This is a genomic window from Paenibacillus sp. GL_099_B (genome assembly GCF_057835695.1).
Genome location: NZ_CM174430.1, coordinates 733,173 through 759,538 on the forward strand (window position 1 = coordinate 733,173; position 26,366 = coordinate 759,538).

Annotated in this window: 22 protein-coding genes and 1 other annotated feature; of the genes, 15 read left to right on the forward strand and 7 right to left on the reverse strand. The window is 48.4% G+C overall.

What is annotated here, in order from left to right; translation table 11 throughout:
- Nucleotides 1–179 precede the first annotated feature (179 nt).
- The 14 genes from AC3ITG_RS03500 to AC3ITG_RS03565 all read left to right on the forward strand — a co-directional run bounded on the left by AC3ITG_RS03500 (nt 180) and on the right by AC3ITG_RS03565 (nt 15,872).
- Complete coding sequence (locus AC3ITG_RS03500) at nt 180–1,199, forward strand: amidase domain-containing protein (RefSeq protein WP_063568049.1); 1,020 nt, start codon at nt 180–182, stop codon at nt 1,197–1,199.
- A gap of 133 nt (nt 1,200–1,332) precedes the next feature.
- Nucleotides 1,333–2,433 carry a D-alanine--D-alanine ligase gene (locus tag AC3ITG_RS03505; RefSeq protein WP_063568050.1) on the forward strand — a complete coding sequence of 367 codons (1,101 nt, stop codon included), beginning with the start codon at nt 1,333–1,335 and terminating at the stop codon, nt 2,431–2,433.
- Nucleotides 2,434–2,464: 31 nt separating this feature from the next.
- On the forward strand, nt 2,465–2,788 hold the full coding sequence (locus tag AC3ITG_RS03510; RefSeq protein WP_053779624.1) for a hypothetical protein: 324 nt from the start codon (nt 2,465–2,467) through the stop codon (nt 2,786–2,788).
- Between the two features lie 156 nt (nt 2,789–2,944).
- Nucleotides 2,945–3,946 (forward strand): UV DNA damage repair endonuclease UvsE, encoded by a 1,002-nt coding sequence (uvsE, locus tag AC3ITG_RS03515; RefSeq protein ID WP_489252811.1) that lies wholly within the window; start codon nt 2,945–2,947, stop codon nt 3,944–3,946.
- 107 nt (nt 3,947–4,053) lie between these two features.
- On the forward strand, nt 4,054–4,917 hold the full coding sequence (locus tag AC3ITG_RS03520; RefSeq protein WP_371121658.1) for an inositol monophosphatase family protein: 864 nt from the start codon (nt 4,054–4,056) through the stop codon (nt 4,915–4,917).
- Between the two features lie 25 nt (nt 4,918–4,942).
- Nucleotides 4,943–5,233 (forward strand): hypothetical protein, encoded by a 291-nt coding sequence (locus AC3ITG_RS03525; protein ID WP_489252812.1) that lies wholly within the window; start codon nt 4,943–4,945, stop codon nt 5,231–5,233.
- A gap of 213 nt (nt 5,234–5,446) precedes the next feature.
- Nucleotides 5,447–6,763, forward strand: coding sequence for an SGNH/GDSL hydrolase family protein (locus AC3ITG_RS03530; protein WP_489252813.1), 1,317 nt, complete (start codon nt 5,447–5,449; stop codon nt 6,761–6,763).
- A 252-nt stretch (nt 6,764–7,015) separates the two neighbouring features.
- On the forward strand, nt 7,016–8,803 hold the full coding sequence (locus AC3ITG_RS03535) for a cache domain-containing sensor histidine kinase (RefSeq protein WP_097156226.1): 1,788 nt from the start codon (nt 7,016–7,018) through the stop codon (nt 8,801–8,803).
- The gene (locus AC3ITG_RS03540) at nt 8,778–10,331 is read left to right on the forward strand and encodes a response regulator transcription factor (protein ID WP_489252814.1); all 1,554 of its coding nucleotides are present in this window, start codon (nt 8,778–8,780) and stop codon (nt 10,329–10,331) included. Before AC3ITG_RS03535 ends, AC3ITG_RS03540 begins: the two co-directional genes overlap by 26 nt.
- A gap of 221 nt (nt 10,332–10,552) precedes the next feature.
- Nucleotides 10,553–11,836 (forward strand): ABC transporter substrate-binding protein, encoded by a 1,284-nt coding sequence (locus AC3ITG_RS03545; protein ID WP_489252815.1) that lies wholly within the window; start codon nt 10,553–10,555, stop codon nt 11,834–11,836.
- A gap of 128 nt (nt 11,837–11,964) precedes the next feature.
- Nucleotides 11,965–12,867: a carbohydrate ABC transporter permease gene (locus tag AC3ITG_RS03550; protein WP_024633027.1), complete on the forward strand. Its 903-nt coding sequence runs from the start codon at nt 11,965–11,967 to the stop codon at nt 12,865–12,867.
- Nucleotides 12,868–12,869: 2 nt separating this feature from the next.
- The gene (locus AC3ITG_RS03555; protein WP_413375134.1) at nt 12,870–13,709 is read left to right on the forward strand and encodes a carbohydrate ABC transporter permease; all 840 of its coding nucleotides are present in this window, start codon (nt 12,870–12,872) and stop codon (nt 13,707–13,709) included.
- Nucleotides 13,710–13,883: 174 nt separating this feature from the next.
- Nucleotides 13,884–15,008, forward strand: a complete 1,125-nt coding sequence (locus AC3ITG_RS03560; RefSeq protein ID WP_489254404.1) for a rhamnogalacturonan acetylesterase — start codon at nt 13,884–13,886, stop codon at nt 15,006–15,008.
- Nucleotides 15,009–15,461: 453 nt separating this feature from the next.
- Nucleotides 15,462–15,872 carry a sensory rhodopsin transducer gene (locus tag AC3ITG_RS03565; RefSeq protein WP_072734835.1) on the forward strand — a complete coding sequence of 137 codons (411 nt, stop codon included), beginning with the start codon at nt 15,462–15,464 and terminating at the stop codon, nt 15,870–15,872.
- Between the two features lie 77 nt (nt 15,873–15,949).
- Here AC3ITG_RS03565 and AC3ITG_RS03570 read toward each other — a convergent pair whose 3' ends face one another.
- The 5 genes from AC3ITG_RS03570 to AC3ITG_RS03590 form a co-directional block, all read right to left on the reverse strand.
- Nucleotides 15,950–17,107, reverse strand: a complete 1,158-nt coding sequence (locus tag AC3ITG_RS03570; RefSeq protein WP_090810359.1) for a Ger(x)C family spore germination protein — start codon at nt 17,105–17,107, stop codon at nt 15,950–15,952.
- A complete protein-coding gene (locus AC3ITG_RS03575) occupies nt 17,104–18,573 on the reverse strand; it encodes a spore germination protein (protein ID WP_063568160.1) in 1,470 nt (489 codons plus the stop codon). The genes AC3ITG_RS03570 and AC3ITG_RS03575 overlap by 4 nt, the downstream gene beginning before the upstream one ends.
- Nucleotides 18,554–19,660, reverse strand: a complete 1,107-nt coding sequence (locus AC3ITG_RS03580) for a GerAB/ArcD/ProY family transporter (RefSeq protein ID WP_489252816.1) — start codon at nt 19,658–19,660, stop codon at nt 18,554–18,556. Before AC3ITG_RS03580 ends, AC3ITG_RS03575 begins: the two co-directional genes overlap by 20 nt.
- Nucleotides 19,661–19,729: 69 nt before the next feature.
- A complete protein-coding gene (gene trpS, locus AC3ITG_RS03585) occupies nt 19,730–20,722 on the reverse strand; it encodes a tryptophan--tRNA ligase (protein WP_072734832.1) in 993 nt (330 codons plus the stop codon).
- 160 nt (nt 20,723–20,882) lie between these two features.
- Nucleotides 20,883–21,186 (reverse strand) — a binding site (T-box leader).
- 27 nt (nt 21,187–21,213) lie between these two features.
- Nucleotides 21,214–22,149 (reverse strand): DMT family transporter, encoded by a 936-nt coding sequence (locus AC3ITG_RS03590; protein ID WP_079695718.1) that lies wholly within the window; start codon nt 22,147–22,149, stop codon nt 21,214–21,216.
- Between the two features lie 176 nt (nt 22,150–22,325).
- On the opposite strand from AC3ITG_RS03590, the gene AC3ITG_RS03595 reads away from it, so the two are divergent.
- Nucleotides 22,326–23,720: an aminotransferase-like domain-containing protein gene (locus AC3ITG_RS03595; RefSeq protein ID WP_090953912.1), complete on the forward strand. Its 1,395-nt coding sequence runs from the start codon at nt 22,326–22,328 to the stop codon at nt 23,718–23,720.
- An 86-nt stretch (nt 23,721–23,806) separates the two neighbouring features.
- Here the strand turns inward: AC3ITG_RS03595 and AC3ITG_RS03600 are convergent, their stop codons facing one another.
- Nucleotides 23,807–25,126, reverse strand: a complete 1,320-nt coding sequence (locus tag AC3ITG_RS03600) for a glutamate-1-semialdehyde 2,1-aminomutase (RefSeq protein ID WP_489252817.1) — start codon at nt 25,124–25,126, stop codon at nt 23,807–23,809.
- 80 nt (nt 25,127–25,206) lie between these two features.
- Nucleotides 25,207–26,250, reverse strand: a complete 1,044-nt coding sequence (locus AC3ITG_RS03605; protein ID WP_489252818.1) for an LCP family protein — start codon at nt 26,248–26,250, stop codon at nt 25,207–25,209.
- Between the last annotated feature and the right edge of the window lie 116 nt (nt 26,251–26,366).

The window sequence follows — 26,366 nt, forward strand, 5'->3', positions numbered from 1 at the left end:
TCCAGCCAAGCCATTGAGAGATTGAATGCGTTCTCAAGTAAAGGGAATGGACGCGATCTCTTCCGTACGCATTATCCCCGATAATAAGGCTTCAAAACAGAACCAGACACATACAACCGAAATTCTCTCATATAAATAAAAAAGAGTTTTCATGCAATGGATCATTCCGGACAGAACTCATGCCAAAGGGGGACACAGGCTTGGAACGCGAATGGAAGAGTGCCTTATATACCTACGTGAACCAGTATAATCGCTGTGAGATCGACTACCGTCCACAGACAAGCGAACGGATTGTCACCGATCCGGAATTTGTGCTGGAACGGGGAGAGCGGATGGCCAGACTGGACCAATGGTACCGCAAGCGGCGGGCGGTGCCTCTTCGCAGTGAGACCAGCGCCAAGCTTGTGCGGACACTTATGGATGGGTCCGATGAATCGGTCGTCGATGTGCAATTGTACAGCAGGCTGTTCTATGAGAAGAATGGTTTGACCCATCGGGAAGACCGGATTGAACGGGAACGCCTGACCTTTCTTAGGCAAGGTGGAGTTTGGACCATTGCACGTGTAGAACGTGAAGTGCCGGAGCGTCGCCCGGTAGGAGAGGGCCGTCCTTTTCAACAAGCTGATTTTGTACAGGCGATGAATCGGCCGCTGCTTAACCGAGAAGTACTGGGACAGGGTAGGAGATCGAAGCAGCAGCTGTATCGCAGGGATCTGGCTGTCGCCTATGCGGACCGGTGGTGGAATGCGGGAAACCCGGCATTTGAGGAATTCGAAGTAGATTGCACCAATTATGTGTCCCAATGTCTCTTTGCAGGGGGAGCACCCATCCACTATACTGGTAAAAGAGAAGCAGGATGGTGGTACAAAGGCTATGTAAATGGCTCTGAAATGTGGAGTTACAGCTGGGCCGTGTCCAATAGTCTGGAGCGTTATTTATCTGGCAGCAGCTGGGGATTGTCAGCAACCGAAGTGGATCGTCCAGAGCAGCTAATGCTTGGAGATGTAGTCCTCTATGACTGGGACGGGGACGGCAGGTTTCAGCACAGTACGGTTGTGACCGCTTTTGATGCGGGGGGCATGCCACTTGTGAACGCACATACAGTCAGCAGCCGCCACCGTTTTTGGGATTACCGGGATTCTTACGCTTGGAACGAGCGGACGGTGTACCGGCTTTTTCACATTGCAGATGAGTTTTGATGGTCAAAGATTTTACGGGATTCGGTGACGTGGACATCCGGTTCCGTGTAAAATAAGTCTAGATAACAGAATAAAAGTGGTGCTGAACATGCAGACATGGCAGCATCATTGCACAGATAATCGGAGGTTACACATGAGTATGGATAAATTAACAGTAGGCGTCGTTTACGGCGGAAAGTCAGGCGAGCATGAGGTGTCGCTGCAAACGGCGTTTGCTGTAACGAACGCATTTGATTATGAGAAGTATGAACTGGTTCCTTTTTATATCTCCAAGCAAGGTACGTGGAAAAAAGGATCCGTCATGCATGCGCCATTCGCGCAGATTGAAGATTTGAAGCTGGAGCAGGCGGCGGGCGGAACACAGGAAGCGCTGAACGCGCTGTTCGGCCGTTTATATGGCGGAGAAGAGGCGATGGACGTCATGTTCCCGCTGCTGCACGGTACGTTTGGTGAGGATGGCACGATTCAAGGGATGTTCGAGATGGCGGATATGCCTTATGTTGGCGCAGGTGTACTCGCTTCGGCAGGCGGCATGGACAAAGTGGTCATGAAGAAACTGTTCGCGCAGGCCGGAATCGACCAATGTGCCTTTACGTATTTTAACGCTACTCAATGGAAACAGACCGAACATGAAATGATCTTGCAGGTGGAAGATCAACTGGGCTATCCGTGTTTCATTAAGCCGGCCAATCTCGGTTCCAGCGTAGGAATCTCGAAGGCGCGTAACCGGGATGAACTGAAGAAAGCAGTGGAGTTCGCTCTCCGTTACGATACCAAGGTAGTCATTGAGGAGTTTGTAGAGGCTCGAGAAGTTGAAGTCAGTGTACTTGGAAATGACGAACCGATGGCTTCTGTACCAGGAGAAATCGTATCTTCCGGTGAATATTATGACTATGCAGCCAAATACATCGATGGACAGTCTCAGATGCTGATCCCTGCTCCGCTAGACCCGGAAGCTGCAGATCGTATCCGCGAGGCGGCATTGCAGGCATTCCGTGCGATTGAAGGCAATGGCATTTCCCGTGCAGACTTCTTCATTCGTAAATCGGATGGGGCATTGCTTATTAATGAAGTAAACACCATGCCTGGTTTCACACCATACAGTATGTATCCACTTTTGTGGCGTGAGACGGGCGTATCGTATGCCGAACTGCTGGATCGCATGATTGAGCTGGCTCTGGAACGCTACAACCGCAAGCAGGCACTGAACTACGAGAACGGCGTACAGGCATAGCCTGGGGACGACAATATAAGGAGGGGTATGAATGGGATTTCAGACCGAATTCAATTCCGTGTGCAAATTCAAGAATGAACAAGAGCTGTTCGAATTGCTTGAATACGGCCGTGGCAAAATGGTCAAACAAGGCTTTCGCGTATTTCCTACCGGACAGAAAGTCATTGCTTACACACCGGATAACGTGGCCGTAGCCATCGTAAAAATCGTAGTCTCCATTGCGGAGATTAACTTCCAGGGTCAGGAAGTGACCGAAGTGGAGATGCAATTGATCCGTAAACTGAACGAGGAAGAATCACGCATTCAGACCGCTCTCGCGGACGAGATGTTCTTTGGTGAACAGGCTCAGGGGTAGTTTGTTATACGTGGGACCGGAACGAATGGATGGATTTGTCCAAATCACGATTATGGTCACTCTTTTAGGGTAAAACTTGGTTATATAAAGTGAAGGGAAGACTGCCGGCTTCATATACCGGGAAGGAATCCCGCCCTAATAGAGAGGAAGAAATTCATGCTCGTACGTTTTGGTTATGTGGCGATGTCCGTGCTTGTGGAGAATGCTTCACCTTCCCGGACGATGACCATGTCCAGCTTCAAGAAAATTGATGATAGGGAAGCGGCAATTCGCAAGCTGGAACGGATTGCAGCCGAGAATTTGCATAATACATTACGTTTGCTCAAACACAACAAAGGAAGCCATATTCATGTATATCGTTTCTCTTCCAAATTAATTCCGCTGGCAACACATGAAGATCTGAGTGATTGGGACCCGTTTCCCGTACTTAAGCAGGATTTTGCCGCGATTGGCGATTTTGTGAAGGAGAACGAGATGCGTGTGTCTTTCCACCCGGACCATTTTACGGTACTCAGCACGCCTCGGGAGGAAGTGCTGCGCAACTCCATGCGCGACCTTCGTCATCATGTACGCATGCTGGATGCCATGGGGCTGAATGCCACTGCCAAGAACAATATACATATTGGTGGTGCATACGGGGACAAGCCAAGTGCAGCGCTGCGTTTTGAAGAAAATTTTCTGAAGCTGGATCGGGATATTCAGGAACGGATAACGCTCGAAAATGATGACAAAACCTTCAATGCGCCCGAGACACTTGCGGTATGTCAACGTATGGGGCTACCCATGGTGCTGGATATCCATCATCAATGGGTGAACAATGAAGGCGAACAGCCGTGGGATCTATGGCCTGATATATTGAAGACATGGGAGTCCCCGCTCGCCCAAGCAGAATCACCGGCAGACAAGCCGTTGCCGCCCAAAATTCACGTATCCAGTCCAAAGAGTGAGAAGGACCTGCGTGGTCATGCTGACGGTGTTGAGGTGGAACCATTGCTTGCTTTTTTACGTCATATTGCAGCAGATACGCTCGCCCTTGATGTGATGATTGAGGCCAAACGCAAGGATGAAGCGCTGGTGCAGTTGATGCAGAAACTAGCATTCTATCACGAAGAGGGTGTGGAGTGGGTGGACGAGTCAACGGTTATCATTCATCCGTAGCGCCAAAAGGGGCCTGGGCAACGAGAAACTTTACGACCCTCGGGGCGTATACTTTTAAAAAGTATTTTAATTTTTCGTAGATTGATATAGAAAGTAGAGTGAACGCTTTGAATGAGAAGGAAAAAACACCTTATGTCGTGACAAGCAAAAGCTATACTGCCGTCGCCATTAATGCAGCTTCCAAAGCTGGAGAGTGGATCAAGAGCCGTCTCGGAACTGTGGGGGAGCCCGGAACCAAGTATTCGCCGCAGGATCTGGTTACTGAAGTGGATAAAGGCGCGGAACAGATGATCCGCCGCCTGATTCTGACGCATTTTCCCCATCATGCCATTCTGGGTGAAGAAGGCGTGGAACCAGGACCAGAAGCATCAGCGAAGGCACTGAAAGAAGCTGAGGAAGAAGAGTTTCTCTGGATTGTGGACCCGGTGGACGGAACGACGAACTTTGTACACGGTTTTCCGTTCTATTCCGTATCCATTGCTTTGGCCCATAACGGAGAGGTGATTGTGGGGGTAATCTACGATCCTTCCCGTGACGAGATGTTTGTTGCGGAAAAAGGGAAAGGCGCATATGTCCACGGAAACCGGATGCTTGTATCTGGTGAACAGGAACTGGCACAGAGTCTGATCGCGGTTGGCTTCCCGGCGGATACCACCTACGCGTTGCCGATCAATATGGCCGCTGTCCAAGCACTGGCACCGCAAGTACGCAGTCTGCGTGCAGGTGGTTCTGCTGCCCTGCATTTGGCATATGTTGCTGCGGGTCGTCTGAGCGCTTATACCGAAGTTGGTTTGAAGCCTTGGGATATCGCCGCAGGTGCACTGCTAGTTGAGGAATCCGGCGGCAAGGTTACCGATACCGTGGGAACGCCTTACCAACTGTCCGTGAGTCATGTGGTTGCCAGCAATGGCAAGATTCATGATGCATTGACTGGTGTGCTCAAGGAAGCAAACGCAACCGGCCTGGAGTAAAAATTTACTGAAGGAGCGAACAACAATGGATGAATCCAAAGAACTGGAACGACGTTTGAGTGATATGCTGACTGAAGGGGACATGGAGCAGTCCGGCGATGCTGACAAACGTGAACGTCAGCTGATTCCTCCTAAGTACGAGGTGCGCATTCAGACAGAACGGGACCCGATTGTTGAAGAAACGTTGAAGTACCGGGACATGGCACGTGAGGTGGACGATCGCTATGATCGCTACCTAGAGCGGTCTGCCGGGAACAAACCGGAAATGGACACGGATGGTTCTGATTCTGGAGACGCGAAAAAATCACAGTCTTAACGAGTGGACACCTTGCTTATACTCAACGGATAACAGACTAACAGACTTCCCTAATTAGGGGAGTCTGTTATTTCGTGCGGATATGGAGTCCAGACGACAGCGCCCCTTTAATAATGTTAGAATAGAGTTACACGAACTTCTGTCATCGGAGTGAACAGTGTAATATGTAATTATATTTTATTTTATAGATACGAGAAAAGGAGTGTTCTAAGAATGAAGCGTAAACGCATATGGAGAAGTACCGCCGCGGGATTAACGGCAAGTATGCTGGCAGGGATGCTGATTTTAGCATCATCCGCACAGTCTGCTCATGCTGCGGATAGCAATACGTTACCAGCTGGAAGCGTAACATCATCATTGCCTGTACAGAAAGATGCGGTAGCGGTAACCAAGGAATTCCGCCTCGTCACATTGGGGGATTCCATCACCGTAGGGTATGAGCCGAACCTGAAAGAACTGCCATATGGTTATGTAGAACGGTTGCAGGAACAAGGCCTGTTTCACGGACGTACTCAGGTGGACAACTATGGTATTGCCGGATTGAAGAGCAGTGGTTTGAAAAACTTTGCAGATGCGATTAAAGAAGGGAAAGCGCTCACTTCCGAAGCTATTCAACCGAACCTTCCTGATCCAAGAGCGGCACAAGTTGGAGCCAATATTGCTGCCATCCGGGAGAGTGTAGCTGGAGCCAATCTCGTTGCCATCACGATCGGAGGGAACGATGTATCCGAGTTGCTCGGAACAGCAGATAAGCTGAGTGATGCGGAACTGGAAGCAAAAGTGAAGGAATTGCTATCTTCCTATACAGCCAATGTTAGCGCAGTTATCAATGATATTCATGAGATTAATCCTAATGCTAAAATCGTGATCGCAGACCAGTACCAACCCATGCCTGAAGTAGCTGGCAAAGAACTCTATGCGAAACTAATGGAAGCTTCCCAAGGGTTTACTGCAACTATTGATGGAATTGCGACTGAATTTTCCGCTAAAGGGATTGATGTAAAAGTAGCCCATGTCGCCAAGGAGTTTATTGGCGGTGAAGGCACGATGACTCACATGATTAAGGACCGCGATTTCCACCCGAATCAGTTCGGATATGAAGCGATTGCCAAAGTATTTGCAGAAACGATCTGGGGCGATTATACCAAGCTGACGGCTCCTGCTGCAGGCCAACCGATGAATATCATCGTCAGTGGTAAAACGCTGGATACGCCGTACAAACCAATCATCCGCAATGGCAAAAACTTTGTGGCGATCCAGGATATCGTGAACGCCGTTGGCGCAACTACGGTATGGGATAACAAAACATCAACCGCAACGATTACATACGGAGATCGGAAGGTTGCCGTGAAGATTGGTGCAACGGCTGTTCAGGTGAATGGTGCATCCGTAGCCGTGGATACACCTGCATTCCTGAACAAGGTGGGCACAGAATCCAAAACGTATGTACCTCTCGCCATGGTGGCCGAGGGTCTTGGTTTTGATGTGCAGTATGTAGCCAAGTTAAAAACCGTTTTTGTGAATCCGTAACGTAATAAGTAAATCGTATACTATCTTATGATATCGAGCAGCCAGATTTCCTTGATCTTTTCAGGGAATCTGGCTGTTTTTGCGTCTATGTTCATACCAGACCAAGGATACACACCTTCGGAAATGACCTAAAATGTTGCATAAATATGACTTGTCATCTGACCATGGATGTGTAAATATGAAAATAACTTACAGTAGATCGAAAACAGTTTCGAATGATTGCACCCTTCGCGAGCCAAAGGAGCGCTTTGGATGAGTAGAATTAAAAACGCTTTCACGACATTGCCGATTCATCACAAAACCATTCTTCTCATCGGATTACTGATGATGATCAGCTTCACGTTCTATGTATCTGTCCTGGGATATGTGTTCGGCATTTATGATCGACAAATCTATGAGAAATCCTCACAGGTGCTTAATATGTCTTCGGTGGGCATCGAGAACCAACTGCGTGAGATCTCCAATCTATCCTTCAAGGTCATGTCCGACGAGCCTCTTCAGCAATATCTTCTTCAGTTGGATAAGGCTGAATCGGGGTATGAGAAAAATGGCCTGCGCAAAAAAATTACCAACAGACTGGTGGCATATGCAGGTTCAGAGAAATACGTCTATTCCATGATCTTTATCGATAATGATAATAATATTATGGCAGCTGGAAACCGGGAGGGAATCTCGGAGAAGAAGCAAAGAGAATTGGTTGCTTTGGGACAGCAATATTCGGGCTCTAATGCTTGGTACACAGGCGGGGACCAACAAGCCAGATTACTGTCGGTTAGACAGGTAAAGTCTTTTACCGGTGGAGCATTTACGCTGGAGAAGTTGGGCACCCTGGTTATTCGTGTACGATTGGATCGGATTGTCCAAGACCAGATGCAACACCCGGCAGAGGATTCACAGCTATTAATTACAGATGGCCGGGAAGTAATCTATCCAACAGAGTCGACTGTCAGTAAATCTGAAATCGAGTCTGAACTGAAGCGCACTCAGCCCTATGGGATAGCGATGTTTGAGCAGGGAAGGAATTTTGTCGCTCGTGCGAATTCTCCATATACAGATTGGGTGTATCTGTATATGACGCCCTTTGACCAGATGTTTAAGCAGATCCAGTTTGTTAAACAGCTGGTGACTGTCATTTTTATCATGATATTCCTAGCGGCACTTATATTCGGAGCCAAGTTTTCCCGCAGTATTACACAGCCTATCGCCCAGTTGATCAAGAAAATGCGCAATATCGAAAAAGGCGATCTGGATAAGCTGGAGGAAGTAGCGCTGGGCAATGTCCCGGTATCTTCACAAAATGAGGTCGGATTGCTGCATCGCACGTTCAAGATGATGGTACAGCGTATACGTGAACTCATTGACGAGAATTATGCGAAGCAACTCGTGATCCGAGAGACTGAATTGAAAGCGCTTCAGGCACAGATTAATCCACATTTTCTATATAACACACTGGAATCGATCAACTGGCTTGCCAAAGTGCAGAAGCAGCATCAAATCTCCGAAATGGTTGAGGCCCTCGGATTTCTTCTGCGAAGCTCAGTGAACATGTCCGAGAAGTGGATTACTTTGGAAAGGGAACTGGACATCGTCCGCAGTTATGTGACGATCCAGCACACGCGATTCGAGGAAAGACTTGATTTTGACATGGACATTGCGCCCGAAGTGGGAACTGCACGCATTCCGAAGTTAACTCTGCAGCCATTGGTGGAGAACGCCATTCATTATGCATTGGAGCCAAGCATAGAACCTTGCCGTATTCGGATTAGGGCGAGAGCGGATGGAGACAACGTTGTAATTGAGGTGGAGGACGACGGTCCGGGTATGACTCCCGAATTTCTGGAGCAATTGCAAGAGGGACGCGTACAGACGAGGGGACAGGGGATCGGGCTGTCGAACATCAAAGAACGGATCAGATTGACCTTCGGCGAAGAAGGCGAAATGATCATGAGCAGCAATCCCGGATCAGGGACCGTAGTATCGATCAGAATACCTTGGGTTAGAGAGGACGATGACGATGTACAAAGTGATGCTCGTAGATGATGAACGTGTCATTCTGGAGGGGATTTCGCAAGTTGTGGATTGGGCTGCAGCGGGAACGGAACTGGTGGATACCGCGAGAAACGGGATTGAAGCGCTGGATAAAATTGGTCATTCCAGACCGGATATTATCATTACGGATATTTCAATGCCGGGCCTGGATGGTCTTGGACTCATTGAAAAAGCATCTGAAGCTTACCCTGGACTCCGCTTTATCATGTTGTCTGGCTACAAAGAGTTTGAATACGCTCGTCGGGCGATGCAATATGGAGTGAAACATTATCTGCTCAAACCGTGTAACGAGAACCAGATTCACGATGCCTTGTCCGAGTTGCTTCAGGAACACCAGGATGCCCAGGTAAAGGAACATGTGGCCGGAGAGATGAAACAGCGTCTGCAGCGGGTGCTGCCACATGTGAAGGAGCAGTTCCTGCTGGAGTTTATGACGAACCAAACCTATGGTCCGGTCGATCTGGAGTATTATCAGGAGCTGTTTGACTTGGAGCTGGAGGATAACGAAGTTCGGCTGCTGCTGTTCCGGATTGCAGATGAACATGATTATAGTCATCTATTTGCAATCAAAAACATTGCCAGTGATCTGCTGCCCGATGTTCTATTAAGCACTACCATTGAAGGCAAACTGTTAATTCTGTTGGGGGACTCTGCCGATTCGGTCGGTCTAAAGGAGAGCATCGAGGAAGTGCGGACTGCTTTCACCAGACTATATAAACTGGAAGTTACGGCTGCCCTCAGTGAAGCAGATCGAATGATCCAGTCCCGGCGTTTGTTCCGTGAGGCGCTGCAATGCCTGAACCATCGCTTTTTTATCGGCGAAGGCAAGCTGATTACCAAAAGTGATCTGGAGCTGGCCGGGGAATGTGATGGTGTACATGTTGAACAAGATGCCGAGCAGTTATGCCAGTTGATTAAGTCAGGCAATACCGAAGAAGCGGCAGCTGAAGTGGATCGCCTGTTCGACCTTTTGTCAGGTCAGCAGCTTGAAATCGGGATTACTCGTTCGTATGTGGTGCAGTTGTACTCTGCAATGATTCATGTCTGTCCTCCTGAGGAGGCGACGGAATTTACCCAGCGTATGGCAGAGCTGCCCCATATCGACACATTGTCTGGCTTAAAATCTTTTGTTGCCAGTAGCGCAGCTCGGCTAACCTCCGGTTATTACAAAAATCATATTAGTCGTCAATCTTCTGCCGTAGAGAAGATGATGGATATTGTGGATCGCCATTATGGCGAAGCTGATCTCTCTCTTAACGGGGTTGCCCATCAGATGTTATATATGAATCCGGATTATCTCGGCAAAATTTTCAAAAAAGTGACGGGAGAAAACTTCTCCAATTATGTGAATCGTTTGCGCATTGAGCGTGCCTGCGACCATATTCGCAGAGGTGGAGATGTGAAGGTCTTTGAGCTTGCCGAATTGTTTGGCTTTGGAGGGAACTCGCAATATTTCAGTCAGGTGTTCAAGAAGTGGACCGGTATGACACCTACCGAATTTCGCAGAACTGGCTTATAACAATTGACTGACGATCATGGAGTCGATATATGAGGGGGACTAACAGTGCCGATAGAGGTGCAGTTGTCCTCCTCTGTTTTTTGAACCAACAAGACGGTTTTGTGTATTCAACTATGGTCCGACATTTGCGAAAATGACAATATAAAGTTCGTGAAAGCGTTATCAGAAAGTGGAAGATAACTCGTTCACACAACCATTTCAACATAAAAGGGGAGATTGGCATGGTGAAAAAGGCGATATTCCTGATGATGGCGGCATTGCTGGTATTAACAACGGCATGCAGCAGCAGCGGAGGATCGGGCAAAACATCTGCGGATGGTTCGGTAACACTTCGTATCGCGTGGTGGGGATCAGATGCACGTCATGAATACACACAGAAGGTCATTGACTTGTACAAAGAGAAAAATCCGAACGTCAAAATTGACGTGGAATATGCTTCGTTCGATGACTACTGGAAAAAGCTCGCTCCACAAGCTGCAGCGAATCAACTGCCGGACATTGTTCAGATGGATATTTCCTACATCAGCCAATATGCTCAGAACGGACAGCTCGAAGATCTGTCCCCGTACCTCGGAAACCAGATCAAAGTGGATGACGTATCCGAGAACGTAATCAGCACGGGCATTATCAAAGATAAACAATACGGCGTACCAGCGGGTGTTAACGTACTTGGCTTCCAGTATGATCCGGCTCTGCTCAAAAAAGCGGGCGTGGATGCCATTCCTGAAAATATGACCTGGGAATCGTATGAAGCGCTTGGCAAGCAAGCGGCTGCCAAAGGACTCTTTCTGGACGGGGGCGTAGCGCCGGATATCTTCTTCCACTATTTCCTGCGGACCAAAGGGTTGTCCCTCTACAATGCAGAAGGAACAGGTCTTGGCTATGATGACGACAAACTGTTCGTTGAATTCTTCGGACTCATGCGCCGGATGATCGAGCAGGGCGCAGCGCCTTCGCCAGATCTGGCTAACCAAACCAAAGGTATTATCGAGGAATCAGATCTCGTTAAGGAAAAGGGAATCGGTATTTGGCAATGGTCCAACCAGTTCGTAGCCGTGCAACAGGTAGCTAACCGTCCATTGGAATTTGCTCCAATGCCAGGACCGGACATGGAAAAAGGTCTCTACATGCAGCCAAGTATGTACTGGGCGGTAACATCGAACTCGAAAGTGAAGGAAGAAGCGGCCAAATTCATCGATTTCTGGGTGAACGATGTGGAAGCTAACAAACTGATCAAAGGCGAGCGCGGTGTGCCGATCTCAGGCAAAATCAAGGAAGCTATCGCTCCTGAGCTGAGTGATGCAACGAAACAGGTATTTGACTTCGTAGCGTCCATGGAGCCTAAGGCTTCACCAATGAGCCCGCCGCCGCCGGTAGGTTCGCCGGAAGTCATTGCTTCTTTGGCGGATGTTGTTGAGGAACTGAACTTTGGTAAGGTTACACCGGAACAAGCAGCAGCGACATTCCGCAAAAATGCCGAAGCTGTTCTTGCCAACAATAAATAACTGTTGAATATGATCGCTTGCTCATCCCCTTACCGGGATGGACGGGAACAGGGCTACTCGCATAACGCGAGGGCCTTTCCCCGTCCAGTAGCTCGAAGCAAGCAGATCAATAAAGGAGGTTCGTTCCGTTGAGGCAATATTCTTCGTTGCGCAGAAACCTAACCGGGTATGCTTTTATTAGTCCTTTTATCATCGGCTTTCTGGGCTTTACGCTTATTCCGATGTTTGTATCCCTATACATGTCGTTTACGAGTTATAACCTGTTTACTTCCCCGCGGTGGATCGGGATGGACAATTACACCAAAATGTTCTTTGATGATCCGAAGTACTGGAACTCGGTTAAAGTAACGTTCCTGTACGTGTTCATTGGTGTCCCTCTAAGGCTGGTCTTCGCGCTTTTCGTAGCCATGATCCTGAATACGGGTTCCCGTATGGTCGGAACGTATCGTACCTTGTACTACCTTCCATCCATTATCGGTGGTAGTGTGGCCGTGTCGATTATGTGGCGTAACCTTTTCAGTAATGAAGGTGTCATTAACAGTGCATTAACGGCAATCGGAATCGGTCCAATTAGCTGGTTTGGTGATCCGAATGCGTCTCTGGTTATGCTGATCTCGCTATCTGTTTGGCAGTTTGGATCTTCCATGCTCATCTTCCTCGCCGGTCTAAAAAATATCTCTCCCGAGATGTACGAAGCAGCAGGTGTGGATGGTGCCAACCCGGTACGCAAGTTTTTTGGTATCACCTTACCGCTGCTCAGTCCAATCATTCTGTTCAACCTGATTATGCAAACCATTGGTGCATTCATGACTTTCGTACCTGCATACATCATCTCTAAAGGCGAAGGTGGTCCAATGGACGGTACGATGCTTTACTCGCTGTATCTGTTCCGTCAGGCCTTTATGTTTAACAACATGGGTTATGCTTCGGCCATGGCCTGGATCATGCTTATTATGATCGGTATACTCACAGTCGCGGTGTTCCTGACATCCAAGTTCTGGGTGTTTTATGAATCCGAAGGAGGGAAGTAACGATGGTTTGGAGAAATGTGAAATGGCCCATCTATCACCTGTTCGTTGCAGCTTTGGCCCTCCTAATGCTCTATCCGGTGCTATGGATGTTGTTCAGTTCCTTCAAGGAAAGCCGCACCATCTTCGTAACTGCCGATTCCCTGTTCCCTACGGAATGGATCTGGAGTAACTATGCGGATGGCTGGAAAGGTGCAGGCGGAAGACCGTTTATGGATTACATTACTAACTCACTCGTTATTGTGGTCATCTCCACGATTGGAGCAGTGTTATCCTCGTCGCTAATTGCCTTTGGTTTTGCTAGACTCAACTTCAAAGGGCGTAACTTTTGGTTTTCCCTGATGATGTTGACCCTGATGTTACCGCATGACGTTGTACTCGTACCCCAATATATTATCTTCACGAAGCTTGGCTGGTTGAATACCATTCTGCCAATAGTTGTACCTACGTTCTTCGGGATGCCGTTTTTTATCTTCCTGATGGTTCAGTTCATTCGTACGATTCCGAAAGAGCTGGATGAGGCAGCTACCATTGATGGATGTAATAAGTTCAGGCTGTATGTCCAGATTATTATGCCGCTCATCAAGTCTTCACTCGCAACGGCTGCAATCTTCTCCTTCTACTGGAGATGGGAGGATCTGCTTGGTCCAGTACTGTATCTGAACTCGCCGGATAAATATACGGTCTCCATGGCATTGAAAATGTTCCTGGACAGTGAGTCTGCCTCCAACTGGGGAGCGATGTTCGCGATGTCCATTGTGAGTCTTGTACCCGTTGTAGCCGTGTTCTTTATTTTCCAAAAACAAATTGTACAGGGTATGAGCACCAGCGGACTGAAAGGATAAACGATATCCACTGGATTCAAACCCGGATTAGCATGTTGAACAAGGAGGTTGTTCCAATTGAATAAGGCCCAGGGTAGTCAGGCTGTTGCCACAGAGGCAACGGCAGAGAGGGGTAAAAACACCGTTACCCATTGGAAGTTCAATTTTGGACCGGACTTTGGCAGTGCAGGTGAGATTGAGGGTTATTTGAAAGTGTCTGCCAGCACCGCATATGTAGAACAGGGAGAATACGGTTTTGAATCCGGCTCCCTTGTGTATGAGAAACAACGGATAAGTGAAGACGAAGTATCGAATTCCAGTAGGGCAAACAACGGCAAACAAGGGCAGGCCAATGTGTCTGCCCGATTGCGTTCAAGCTTTTGTATTCCGCTCAAGGCATCTTTCATCGTTGATGTACCTGATGGAACCTATCAAGTCTTGTTAATTGCAGGGGATGAATTGGCGGAGACGATCACCAGAATCAAAGCCGGAGAGGGCAGGCTGATGCTGCCAACCATTCGTACAGTTCCTGGGCAATGTGCAGAGGTTCGATTCTCGGTTGTGGTTCGTGGCGGAAAGCTCCGACTATCCTTCTCCGGTCCTGCGCCGCGGATTAATGCATTGGAGATCACGCTTGCCAATCAGACGATGACTGTATTTATCGCTGGTGATTCTACCGTGACGGATCAGCCGGAAAGTGGATATCCATACTGTGGCTGGGGCCAGCTGTTGCCTGCACAGTTCAAACATGATGTTGCTGTGGATAACCATGCCCAGTCTGGACGCAGCTCCCGCAGTTTCATCAATGAAGGCAGATTGGATGCCATTCTGGAGAAAATTAAGCCGGAAGACTTTCTGTTTATTCAATTTGGACATAACGATGAGAAGCCGGGCCCTGACCGGGGAACGGAGCCTTTCACAACATATAAGGAATATCTGAAAAAGTATATCGATGCCGCCCGCGAAGCTAAGGCGCGTCCGGTGCTCGTGACACCGGTGCATCGGCGTTACTTCGCTGATGACGGCACATTGACCGACACCCATGGCGATTATATCGTCGCTGTGCGTGAGCTGGCGGAAGAGGAAGGTGTACCGCTGATCGATCTGGCTGAGCGAAGCCGTATCCTGTTCGAGCAAGCGGGCGTTGAAGGCAGCAAGGAGGATTTCATGTGGGTGCTGCCGGGTGAGTACGTGAACTTCCCAGCAGGCGTGGAGGATAACACGCATTTTCAGGAGCGCGGTGCCCGTCGCCTCGCCATGCAGGTGACGGAAGCCATCCGCGAGCTGCGACTGCAGCCGCTGCAAATGTATTTGAGGTAAGCAGCGGAGGAGGGCGGAATCGGAGCAGAGGGAGCGAAGCGTCCGCCTTTGGAGCGGGATTTCCCCTGCTGAGGGGGGAATGAAAAAGAAATCCCGAGCCAACAGCGGCCCACAGCCCGATCCGCCCACCGAAGCGCCTGCACCACGAGCAGCCTTTTTATTCAGCGAGTTAACGAAGTAACGAGCAAAGTTGCTTTTAAGTTGCCCAGCGAATATAGCGAAGGCAATAAGCCTTTAAAAAGCCATGGCGAGCGTTGCAGCGAAGGAGGGCGGAATCGGAGCAGAGGGAGCGAAGCGTCCGCCTTTGGAGCGGGATTTCCCCTGCTGAGGGGGAATGAAAAAGAAATCCCGAGCCAACAGAGGCCCACAGCCCGATCCGCCCACCGAAGCTTCCGCCCCGCAAGCCTCCCGCGTGTTTAACTAATTATTGCATTAGCAAAGGAGGAATTATTAATGGCACAGGATCAGACGAACACTTCAGCACATAAAATATCTTCCACAGCGACAGGTCACACCTACTGGGTGATTCCCGATGGTTACATTCCACCGGACAGCTCGGGCTCACTGGAGAGTCACGAGAGCATTTGTGTGCTAAATACAGGCACAGTGGATGCACAGCTGCAAATAACGATCTATTTTGAAGATAGGGAACCGCTCGAAGACATCGTGGCTGAGGTGCCTGCGCGGAGAACAAAGCATATTCGGACAGCGTCGTTGAGATCGGGTGAACAACTCATCCCTCCTGGAGTACCCTATGCCATTACCGTCTCCAGCGATGTTCCTGTTATCATACAGTACAGTCGTCTGGATACCACTCAGCCTGAATTGGCACTCATGAGTGTTATGGCGTTTCCACTGGGATAAGACGTTAAGTTAATTATGAAATGAAAAGACGACCCGTAACCTTGCATGGACTGCAGGCTGCTGATCGTCTTTTTGCGTTACTCATCGTATTTATACGTACTGGCATTGAGGATTTTCACATGAACCTCGACCTTACCGAGTTTAAACCCCTCAAGTGGGTTGGCCCGTTTATATACCGCCTGTCTCCATAGGGGGAGATCATGACGATATAGATGTTCCACAAAACCGTAGGAATCAATCTTGCGTGCTTTGGTTTTCTCAAATGTATTGCGAATTTCGGACTCAATCTGTTTCTCCGCTTCCTTTTCCATAACATGGGGAGAGCGATGAGAGTTATGATCCTCGATGATGGCGCTTTTAACCGACGTAACCAGGTCGAATGTTACACCGTTTCCTTCTTTCCTCGCCTTAATCGTGGTCTTTGGGTGATTAAGCCTAAGCGTCAGCTCCGGCGTTTTGCTCCCGTTGCTGTATACATACAGCGGATATTGAAAGACGCGGTCATAATTCACGTATCGTGTGCCATCAGCGTCTTTACCCGTTAACCTGCCTTGACTTTTACCATTTGAAATGACGTAAAACCCATCCATCCTAATAAGCGGGGGGGCTTTTTCTCCGTTAAACCAGGTCTCATTCTGATTGGTAATGGAAGGCAAAAGAATAACTGAAGCAGGCTCCCGAAATCCGTCAAGGAGCTGATGAAGCCGGATGGGTTCATAACCGGAATGTTGCTTATACAGCTTCATCGGTTCAAACAGCTCTATGGTCTGGGCGGATTGGTTCAGCAGTGCAGAGGGAGCGAGTACATCTGTAATGTTACGCTCTGTACCGTAGAGCCATGGGGTATATCTCAGTTGGCCTGAATGCAACAGTGTATTAAAGACATCTTCCAGCCGTCCATTCAACACATTTTTGGATAAGACAATCGCTTTTACATGGGTCCATAACGTTTGTTGCTGAGAAGTTTGATATAGATCATCAATAGCCATACTCAGCGTAGAACCCTCACCCCGTCCGATCCAGATATCACTTGCTTGCCTTGAAGTTGGCCCTTCCTGCTTGGCAATACTGGAGAAATCAATGAGTTGGGCGTAAGCAACATATTGGTTGTCTACATAATCTATTCCTACAGCCGTGATAAAGTTAATGCTCTGAACCTCTTTGGAATCCCAGCACCCGGTCAGCAGGATAAAGCAGCTTATTAACAAGCTAACTTTAGCCATCCATCTTGTCACGAGCCTTTCCTCCGGCGAGTGGAATCCTGTGTATGGAGTACAGCTGGGCGCTTGGTCCGTTTCATAGAAGGGGGCATGGATACGGCTTGGGTGAAGTCGCCGGGTATATAAGGTGAGACGGGTGACAGGTATGAGACGCCATAACACTCCAAGGATACGAGGTGCACCAGCAGACCCAGTAGTCCAATCATGAAACCGAATAACCCAAGAATGGAAGAAATGACTAGCATCCCAATCCGGACTTGAGCAGTAGCCCCACTAAGCACGGTATTCACCAAGATATAGCTGGAGATTACTGAAATAGCCACCGTGACAATGATCGTGGGGGAAGTAATTCCTGCTCGAATAGCTGCATCTCCGATAATAAGCCCACCTACGACGCTGACGGTTTGTCCCAAGGCTCGTGGGAGTCGGCGGCCGGCTTCATTAAATAGCTCAAACATAAATATCATTAAAAATGCTTCCAGCGTTACTGGCATAGGTAGACCCATCCGTGTACCCGAAATGGTTGCAAGCAGAGGCAAGGGGATCTGCTCCACATTAAAACTAGTCAGGCCGATATAGAAGGCAGGAAAGAAGCAGGCAATCAGTAATCCGGAAATGCGCAAAATTCGCTCAAAAGTAACAATGAAAAAAGGGGTACTCTCGTCTTCCGGCGATTTTAACTGATTAAACAGAGTGGTTGGAGCGATAATGGCTACTGGTGAACCTTCAATGAGAACCGCAAATCGCCCATTTAAAAGGGAGTCCACGACATAATCGGGTCGCTCCGTATTATCCGTGAGTGGGAAGATGCTGCGAATTCCCCCCATAATGGCACGTTCCATAATAGAGGTACCAAGAATGCCATCGATTTCAATTTGGTCGAGATTTTGGCGTGCTTCTTTCAGAATATCCGGGTTAATGATGTCTTTGACGTACAACAGACCAATAGCGGTCTGGGTACGACCACCTTTAACATATTTCTCATAACACATGGAAGAGGTTTTCATTCGTTTGCGAATGAGGCCAATATTCACGGATAACTCCTCAGTGAACCCATCCCGAGGTCCTTTAATCGATGACTCGATCGCCGACTCCTCAGGGGTTCTTCCTGGTATACTCGCGATATCTAGACTGCAGGATTGATCACCATTTCCGAAAATGAGCAGTAATTGTCCGCTGAAAATCAGCAGATTTAAATTCTCTGTATCTGTGAGATCATCCACCGGATTCAATGTTAACCCCAATTCTTTGGGATGTGCTTCTTCTTCATGTAGAGAATGCTGTTCCAGCCGTGGGATAATAAACTGATTGATTTGTTTACCATCGACCAAACCGTCGCAATAGAGCATAATCACCGACATATCGGTTTCATCTTTGGCAGGAAAGCTTTGAATAACAACATCTGCGCAGGGACTGAACTGCTCTTCGAAAGAGGCAAGCAGCGTTTCATGGGACGTGGTGTCAATCGTTTGGTGCTCCATGATGTTTCCTCCTCTGATGGCGTGAACTGATGTATGCAACTGCTGTTGCAACCACCGCTAGTCCGCTCAGATACACGAGATTGAACGGGAATATGTATTGGACAAGCAGTTTTTCGAATGTCATATCATCCAGAGGATACAGCATGGTAAGAATAAAAAAGACGCCAAGAGTGGCACAACATATGATCCTTCTGGAGGCGCTCTTAATATTCCAAATTTCTACTACAATATACATGGCCAGACTAATCCGGGTAAAAGAACCGGCGAGCCACTGATAAATGGAAAAGAAATCAGTCTGGGCAATATATTTGCCCAAGGACGCAATTCGCCATTCTTCAAAGGCGGGATATCGCATTTTGGCAGCTTCAAAAGGGTCAAATTCCACGATCGCCCCAATGAGTGGACCGAGTGTCAGCCCAAGGATAATGATCGCGAGCATCAGGTACTGCCATACACGTATCCGTTTGGAAAGGTGGGGCTGCAGATACCAGATGAACAGCAACTCAAACATGCCTGCAAGACTGTAGACTGTGCCATGAAGCACAGGATTCCAGCCATGTTCAAGCACAGGCAGAAGACGACTGTAATCCTTGTACTGTGTATTGACGATAGCTACATAGAAGCCAAGCAGCACAACCAGGGGCAGGATCAATCCTGCTGTAAATGCCAGAGAGCGTATTCCTTTATAGGCCGCATAGGCACAGAGAGACATCAGAGCAATGCTTGTAACCAATATTGGCGTCTCCGTCAGGTAATTGGTTTTGGCCCAAGTGGTGGTATCATGCAGAGTGAAGTAGATCACGGACAGAAAAAAGAGGCTGTTTCCCACCCGAAACAGCATGCCAAGAGGCTTGCCAAGATGGGAAGTCAGCCATTCATGCAGGGTTTGGTGCTGGAGAAAACGAGAGACATAGGCAAGCATTAGAGTGAATAAAAGATAAGGCCCTGCAGACAACAGAACGGATATCCATGCATCTCTTTTTGCCGAAGACAAAAGGGCAGGGATGATCAGGACGTGACTGATCAGGCCAACAGATAACATCATTAACATCATGGCTTGCAAAAAAGAAGGCTGTGTTGGTTTCATGCTGAGGGGACCTCTTTTCCCAATATACTGTTCTCAGCAGTGTTAACGTGATCAAGCCTTCTCATACCGTTAGTCGAAATAACGTATCCCCATTGCTTCACGAACCTCAAGCATCGTCTCACGTGCAGCCTGACGGGCCTGGCGTGTGCCTTCCACGAGGATTTCTTTCACTTCATGTCCACGTTGTTCATAGTAATTTCGCCGTTCACGGAAAGGGGAGAGCAGTTCGTTAATTGCAGTGCCTGCAATCATCTTGCAATCCTTACAACCAATGGTGCCGTCACTACAGCTCGCATGAATCTCAGCGGCCTGATCCTTTCGAAACAGCTGGTGATAGGCAAATACCGGACAAATATCCGGATGTCCCGGGTCAGAACGATGAATGCGGGCAGGATCGGTTTTTGCCCTGGCCAGCTTGGCATACACATCATCAGGATGAGCATTCAACGAGATGGCATTGCCCATGCTTTTGCTCATTTTGCCCACGCCATCCAGTCCGCCCAGCCGTTCTCCGGTCAGAATACGTGGTTCAGGCAGAACGGGCGAATATAATTCATTGAACCGCCGGACCAGTTTCCGCGCTGTTTCGATATGTGGGATCTGGTCTTCCCCCGCTGGAACAAGGGTTGCTTTGCAGAACGCAATATCCGCAGCCTGACTGACAGGATAACCGAGAAATCCGTAATAGAGATCCTTATAGCCACGGTCACGCGCTTCGTTTTTAATCGTGGGATTATGCCGAAGACTGTTCACCGTGATAAACATGGAGAAGATGACAGTCAGCTCGGCAATTTCCGGAATCATCGACTGGATGAACAGAGTGGCTTTATTGGGATCGATACCTACGGCAAGATAATCGAGTGTCACTTGGTGCACGCTGTCTGCAATAAGTCCCGGTTGATCATAGTGGGTCGTAAGCGCCTGTACATCAGCCAGTAAAATATACGTTTTGTACTCATCCTGCAATTGCACCCGACTGCGCAGGCTGCCAACGTAATGGCCGAGATGAAGCTGTCCGGTTGTCCGGTCTCCGGTTAAAATAATGTCTTTGTTCTTGTTCATGGTTCATTCTCCTTTGATGTTGTGATTTTTCGATCCTTAATTGCTGACGCCACCAGCCGTCTTCCACGACCATCACCTCCTTTCAGCCTGCAACAGTTTTGGGTACATACATAAATTAAAAAGCCTCGTCCTTCATCCTGTTTCCCAGACGGGAACAGAATAGAAGGACGAGGCTTATGCTTCGCGGTGCCACCTTAATTGGCCGCTGGTTGCGGCCCACTTGAGGGATACGGATAAATATATGCAGGAAGCCCACATAATCCTTATCGATATCCTGTCCATGGATAACGGCTGAACATGCCGCCTTGCCTACTGACGATCCGCGCTCCTGAGTACAGGTGGCAGAAAGGGTTCAACTCGGAACTCCGAAGCCCATTTCCACATGACCGATACACCTGCTCACACCATCCGCCGGCTCTCTGAGGTATCCTGTCCTGTGTACTTCTCTTCATCATTGTTGATAACATCCGTTTATAATTTTTCACATTGTATCATGCTTTATCTGGATTGACCAGCTTGCGTTTTCTTCCGCTCATATTGGTGCCAAGTACACCTGCGATGATCAGCAAGGCTCCAACAAAGTGGTATCCATGGACAGGTTCATGCAATATCCAGGCTCCGCCAGCAATCGAAATGAGTGTGGACAAATTACTGAATACACTCATTTTGGAAGCTTCCAGATGAGTCAGGGCATAACTCGCCAGCAGCGTGGAGAACATGGTAGAGAGGACAGCCAGATAGGCCAGTGCTCCTAGGTAAGATGCATCTCCGAGTGGCTTCACATAATCCATCATGGTTCCGCTCGACGCATGACGAATCAGAGAAGCTGCGTTGAAGACGATAAATCCAACCATCAGGGTCACCCAGGTCAATTCCATCGGTTTATATTTCTGCGCCAAGGGTCTTGCCAATACACCATAACCTGCAAAACACACCGTGGAGAGCAGCAGTAAAGCAATACCTTTAAAGTTGCCTGCCGACATCCCGCTCCCTTTCATCAAGAAAATAAAGATTACACCTGCCACGGACAACAGCAGGAACAGTTTTTGCAAAAGGGATGTACGTTCTTTTAGAAAGATAGAGGCCAACACAAGTGTGAATACGGGGGCCATCGCCTGGATAATCCCTGCTTCCGATGAGTTGGACGAGACTAGCCCGAATGCCTGAAAGGCAAAGAACAATACAGGAGAGAGCAGCCCTAGCGGAATGATACGCCATAGATCACGAAGGGTTAGCTTGATCTTGATCCATCCGAAAATGACAGGGATGCTGACTACGAGTAATGACAAAGCAAAACGATGTGCAAGTACATCAATTGGATGTGCGACACTCACCGTCATTTTGACAAATAAAAAGGATAAACCAATAATGGCTGCATATAAAATAGCTGCTACATATGCGTATGTTCTAGTTTGAGTATTGTTCATGGGTTTCCTCCAATAATACGGTTTTTCTTTACTACTACATCGGCGCATATGTTGCTGCGTACGCTGTCTGACCTTATTTAATATACTGCCAGACCAATAGTGGTACAATAGACAAAAACGTTTATTGTACCGGTACACTTAAGGTAATGCTGAAGTCGGAGGAGTGGCAGAATCCAATGAGAAAATACGAAATCATCGCCGAATCACTTAAGCAATGGATTCAGGACCAATTGCGGCAGCAGAATAGTGGACAATGGCAGGATAAAGGAATCAAACTGCCGGCTGTGCGTGTTCTGGCTGAGCAATATCAATGTAGTGTGAGTACAGCCATACGAGCGTATGAGTGGCTGGAAGAGCGGCATCTGGTCTACGCGGTGCCTCAATCCGGATATTATGCGGTACAGAATGGAGCCGAAGTGGAGGATGGAGAGTGGCAGGGACCGCTGGATTTTGCCTCCGCAGCTCCTGATCCGCGAGTATTCCCTTATTCCGATTTTCGCCATTGTGTGGACCAGGCAATGGAGAAGAAACAGGCGGATTTGTTTTTGTATGGAACCGAGAGAGGCTTGCCTTCCTTGATTGAATTGTTGCAGAAGCAATTCGCCGATTATCAGGTGTTTGCCCGGAAGGAGCAGTTCTTTATTACTTCAGGGGTGCAGCAAGCTCTAGCTGTGCTGGCGTTAATGCCTTTTCCAAATGGGAAAAAGCAGGTAATGCTGGAACTGCCGGGTTATCATAATATGCCTTCGCTTCTACAAGGACTGAATGTCCCTATTGCAGGTGTCAGGCGCTCTCTGGAGGGCCTGGATTGGGACGCGCTCGAACGACAGTTCCGCGAAGGAGACATCAAATTTTTTTATGTTATGCCGCGTTTTCACAACCCGATTGGGACTTCCCTGACGGCAGCTGAGAAGAAAAAATTAATCCGCCTGGCGCAGCGTTATGATGTCTATCTGGTAGAGGATGATTTCTTGGCTGATTTGGAAGAGAACACGAAGCAGGACCCATTATGGTCCTATGATACAGAAGGGCGAGTCATTTATTTGAAAAGTTACTCCAAAATCCTGTTTCCCGGCCTGCGGATTGGCGTGGCTATTCTGCCTGCAAGTCTTACTGCATCGTTTAGTAAATACAAAAAAATGCTCGATATTGACACTGCAGTACTATCCCAGGCAGCACTTGAAGTCTACATCCGTAACGGGATGTTTGCCCACCATGGCAAAGTCATCCGCAGTCGTTATGCTGCCCGGATGAACAAGCTGTATCAACAGCTTAATGCTTACCCGGACTTTGCTCCGTTTGTGAATGCACCACGCACAGGAGGGGAGCATACGGTTCTGCCACTGCCTAAGGATATGCCACTCAAGGTCTTGCTGTCCCGGTTGGAGCAACGGGGAGTGATTGCCGATACAACAGAACGATATTTTCCGGAGGGTGCACAGGAGGTACATCAGGATAAAATGCTGCGGTTAAACATATCCAATGTACCTAAGCAACGGATCAAGGAAGGGCTGAGGATTATCCGTGAGGAGATAATGAAACTGCAAAAGGCGTCCACACAAGCGGAATAATCGCTTGTGGGACGCCTTTATTTCATGTGATTAATTTAATTTCAGTGACATGCTATGCTGCGACATGTGAATTGTTAGATAACGGTTTACGCCTGAGCCATAGCTTTGAAGGAAGATTCTGCGGCTTCCAATGTTTCTTGAATATCCTTGTCCGTATGTGCAGTGGTCAGGAACCAGGCTTCATATTTGGAAGGAGCCAGATTAATGCCACGATTCAGCATATGACGGAAGAAGGAAGCAAACAGTTCCCCATCGGTATCCTGGGCTTGATCATAGTTCGTAATCGGATGGTCACAGAAGTGGGTGGAAAAGGCACCATGAATTCGGTTAATGGTTAACGCAATGCCATGACGATCCGCAGAAGCCTGAAGGCCTGTAGTCAGATCAATCGCAAGACGTTCCATCTCCGCATATACACCTTCGCCTTGCAGAACCTCCAGACAAGCGATACCCGCAGAGATAGACGCAGGGTTACCAGCCATCGTTCCGGCTTGATAGGCCGGGCCGAGTGGAGCAACCTGCTCCATAACCTGTTTACGACCGCCGTAAGCACCGATGGGCAGACCGCCGCCGATGATTTTGCCAAGTGCAGTCAGATCCGGTTCGATCTCCGCATGATTGTCCAGTCCCGCGTACGTCTGTGTGGAGCCATAGTGGAAACGGAAGGCTGTAATGACCTCGTCGTAAATAACGAGTGAGCCGTTATCCCGAGTCATGGCACAGAGTCCTTCCAAGAAGCCAGGTTCCGGCATAACCATACCGAAGTTGCCGACAATCGGTTCAACCATGACTGCGGCGACATCATCGCCCCAACGCTCCAGAGCTGCTTTCAGGCTGTCCAGATCGTTGAAAGGTACCGTGATGACTTCATGCGCAATGCTCGTTGGAATACCTGCACTATCCGGAATACCCAGCGTGGAAGGCCCCGAACCTGCTGCCACAAGGACCAGATCGGAGTGACCGTGATAACATCCGGCGAATTTCACGATTTTATTACGTTTGGTGTAGGCGCGGGCAACCCGGATGGTGGTCATGACCGCTTCTGTACCGGAGTTTACGAAACGAACCTTGTCCATTGAAGGAATGGCTTCCTTCAGCATTTTGGCGAGCTTGATCTCAAGTTCCGTAGGCGTGCCGTACAGCACGCCATTTGCTGCTGCTTCGGTAATCGCCTGAGTAATATGAGGGTGAGCATGTCCTGTAACAATCGGACCATACGCCGCGAGATAATCGATATAACGGTTGTCGTCGACATCCCAGAAGTGCGCTCCTTGCGCCTTTTTCATAAAGACAGGTGCACCGCCACCCACCGCTTTGAATGAACGGGAGGGGCTGTTGACACCTCCTACAATATGTTGAAGTGCTTCTTCGTATAAAAGCTCGGAACGGGAACGTGATGGATTCATAAGATAACTTCCTTTCATATTAGATAAACAAAACACAGCGAGAGGGCAGCATATGGGCTGCCCTCTTCGTGTGCACTTCATTACTGTGCAGGTTGCTTCGAGTCTTGTTCGTCACCACTTGCCGTTTTGTCTTCGGCTCCGGTAGTACTGCCTTCTTCTTGAGCAGGAGGATGAATGATATCTTGAATATATTGCTTGAGTTTTTCCTCATTGGTTACCGACAGCACCTCAGCTCCGCCTGGTGTACGTTCTTCCTTGAGCATTTTCATTGGCGGAATTTGCTCGCTGCCGTTCATGCTGCTCTGATATCCGAGTCCGCCCAGCTTCCACATGTCGGAGAGGGTCAGATTGGTATCTACATAAGGATTTACTTCTTCCAGAATGGAAGGCAATTTGGCAATTGTTGTTGTTGACTGCATTTTCGCTGCTACAGCTTTCAGGAATTCGCGCTGCCGCTCGGAGCGGGCATAATCCGACATGGCATCATGACGGAAGCGAACGTACATGAGAGCCGTATCACCATCCAAATGCTGGTAGCCTTTTTTCAGATCAATATCGTATTCATTATTGTCTGCTTTACTTGTATAGTGCATGTCCTTCTCTACGTCAAAATCCACACCGCCAACGGCATCCACCAATTTGATGAATCCTTGGAAATCGGTATACACATAATACTGGACAGGGATACCCAGCAGGTCTCCGGCAGCTTTCATTGCCGCGTTGGGACCATGGGTAATAGCAGTATTGATGCGTTCCTTGCCATACCCGTCAATATTGACGTATGTGTCGCGCAGAATGGAGAATAAATTAATTTTTTTGGTGAGTGGGTCAAGCGAGACGACCATCATGCTGTCAGAACGAGGGACTTCCCCCTTCTCCAGCCCGCGGGCATCAACACCCATAACGAGAATATTTACCGTTTCGGTGCCTTCCCATTTCGGAGGATCCGGTGTACTTACTTTTTCAACATTTTCGATACCGGCAAACGGCGAATCATCGCCTTCCTTTTGCAAGCCATTCAACTGATTGAGAATAGAACCGAAATAAAATGCCGCAGCGCCTCCAACAATCAGCACGAAGGCGGCAAGAGAAATCCAAATGGTTCTCTTCGTCTTTCTGGTCATGCTAGCTCTCCTTTGTATTCAAAATAAATGAAGATGAGTCCAATTTGATCTAGCCCGGGCTTTCCGTACACGACATATCTGTGAGATGAAACAGAGGACGCGGCCTCAGACTATTT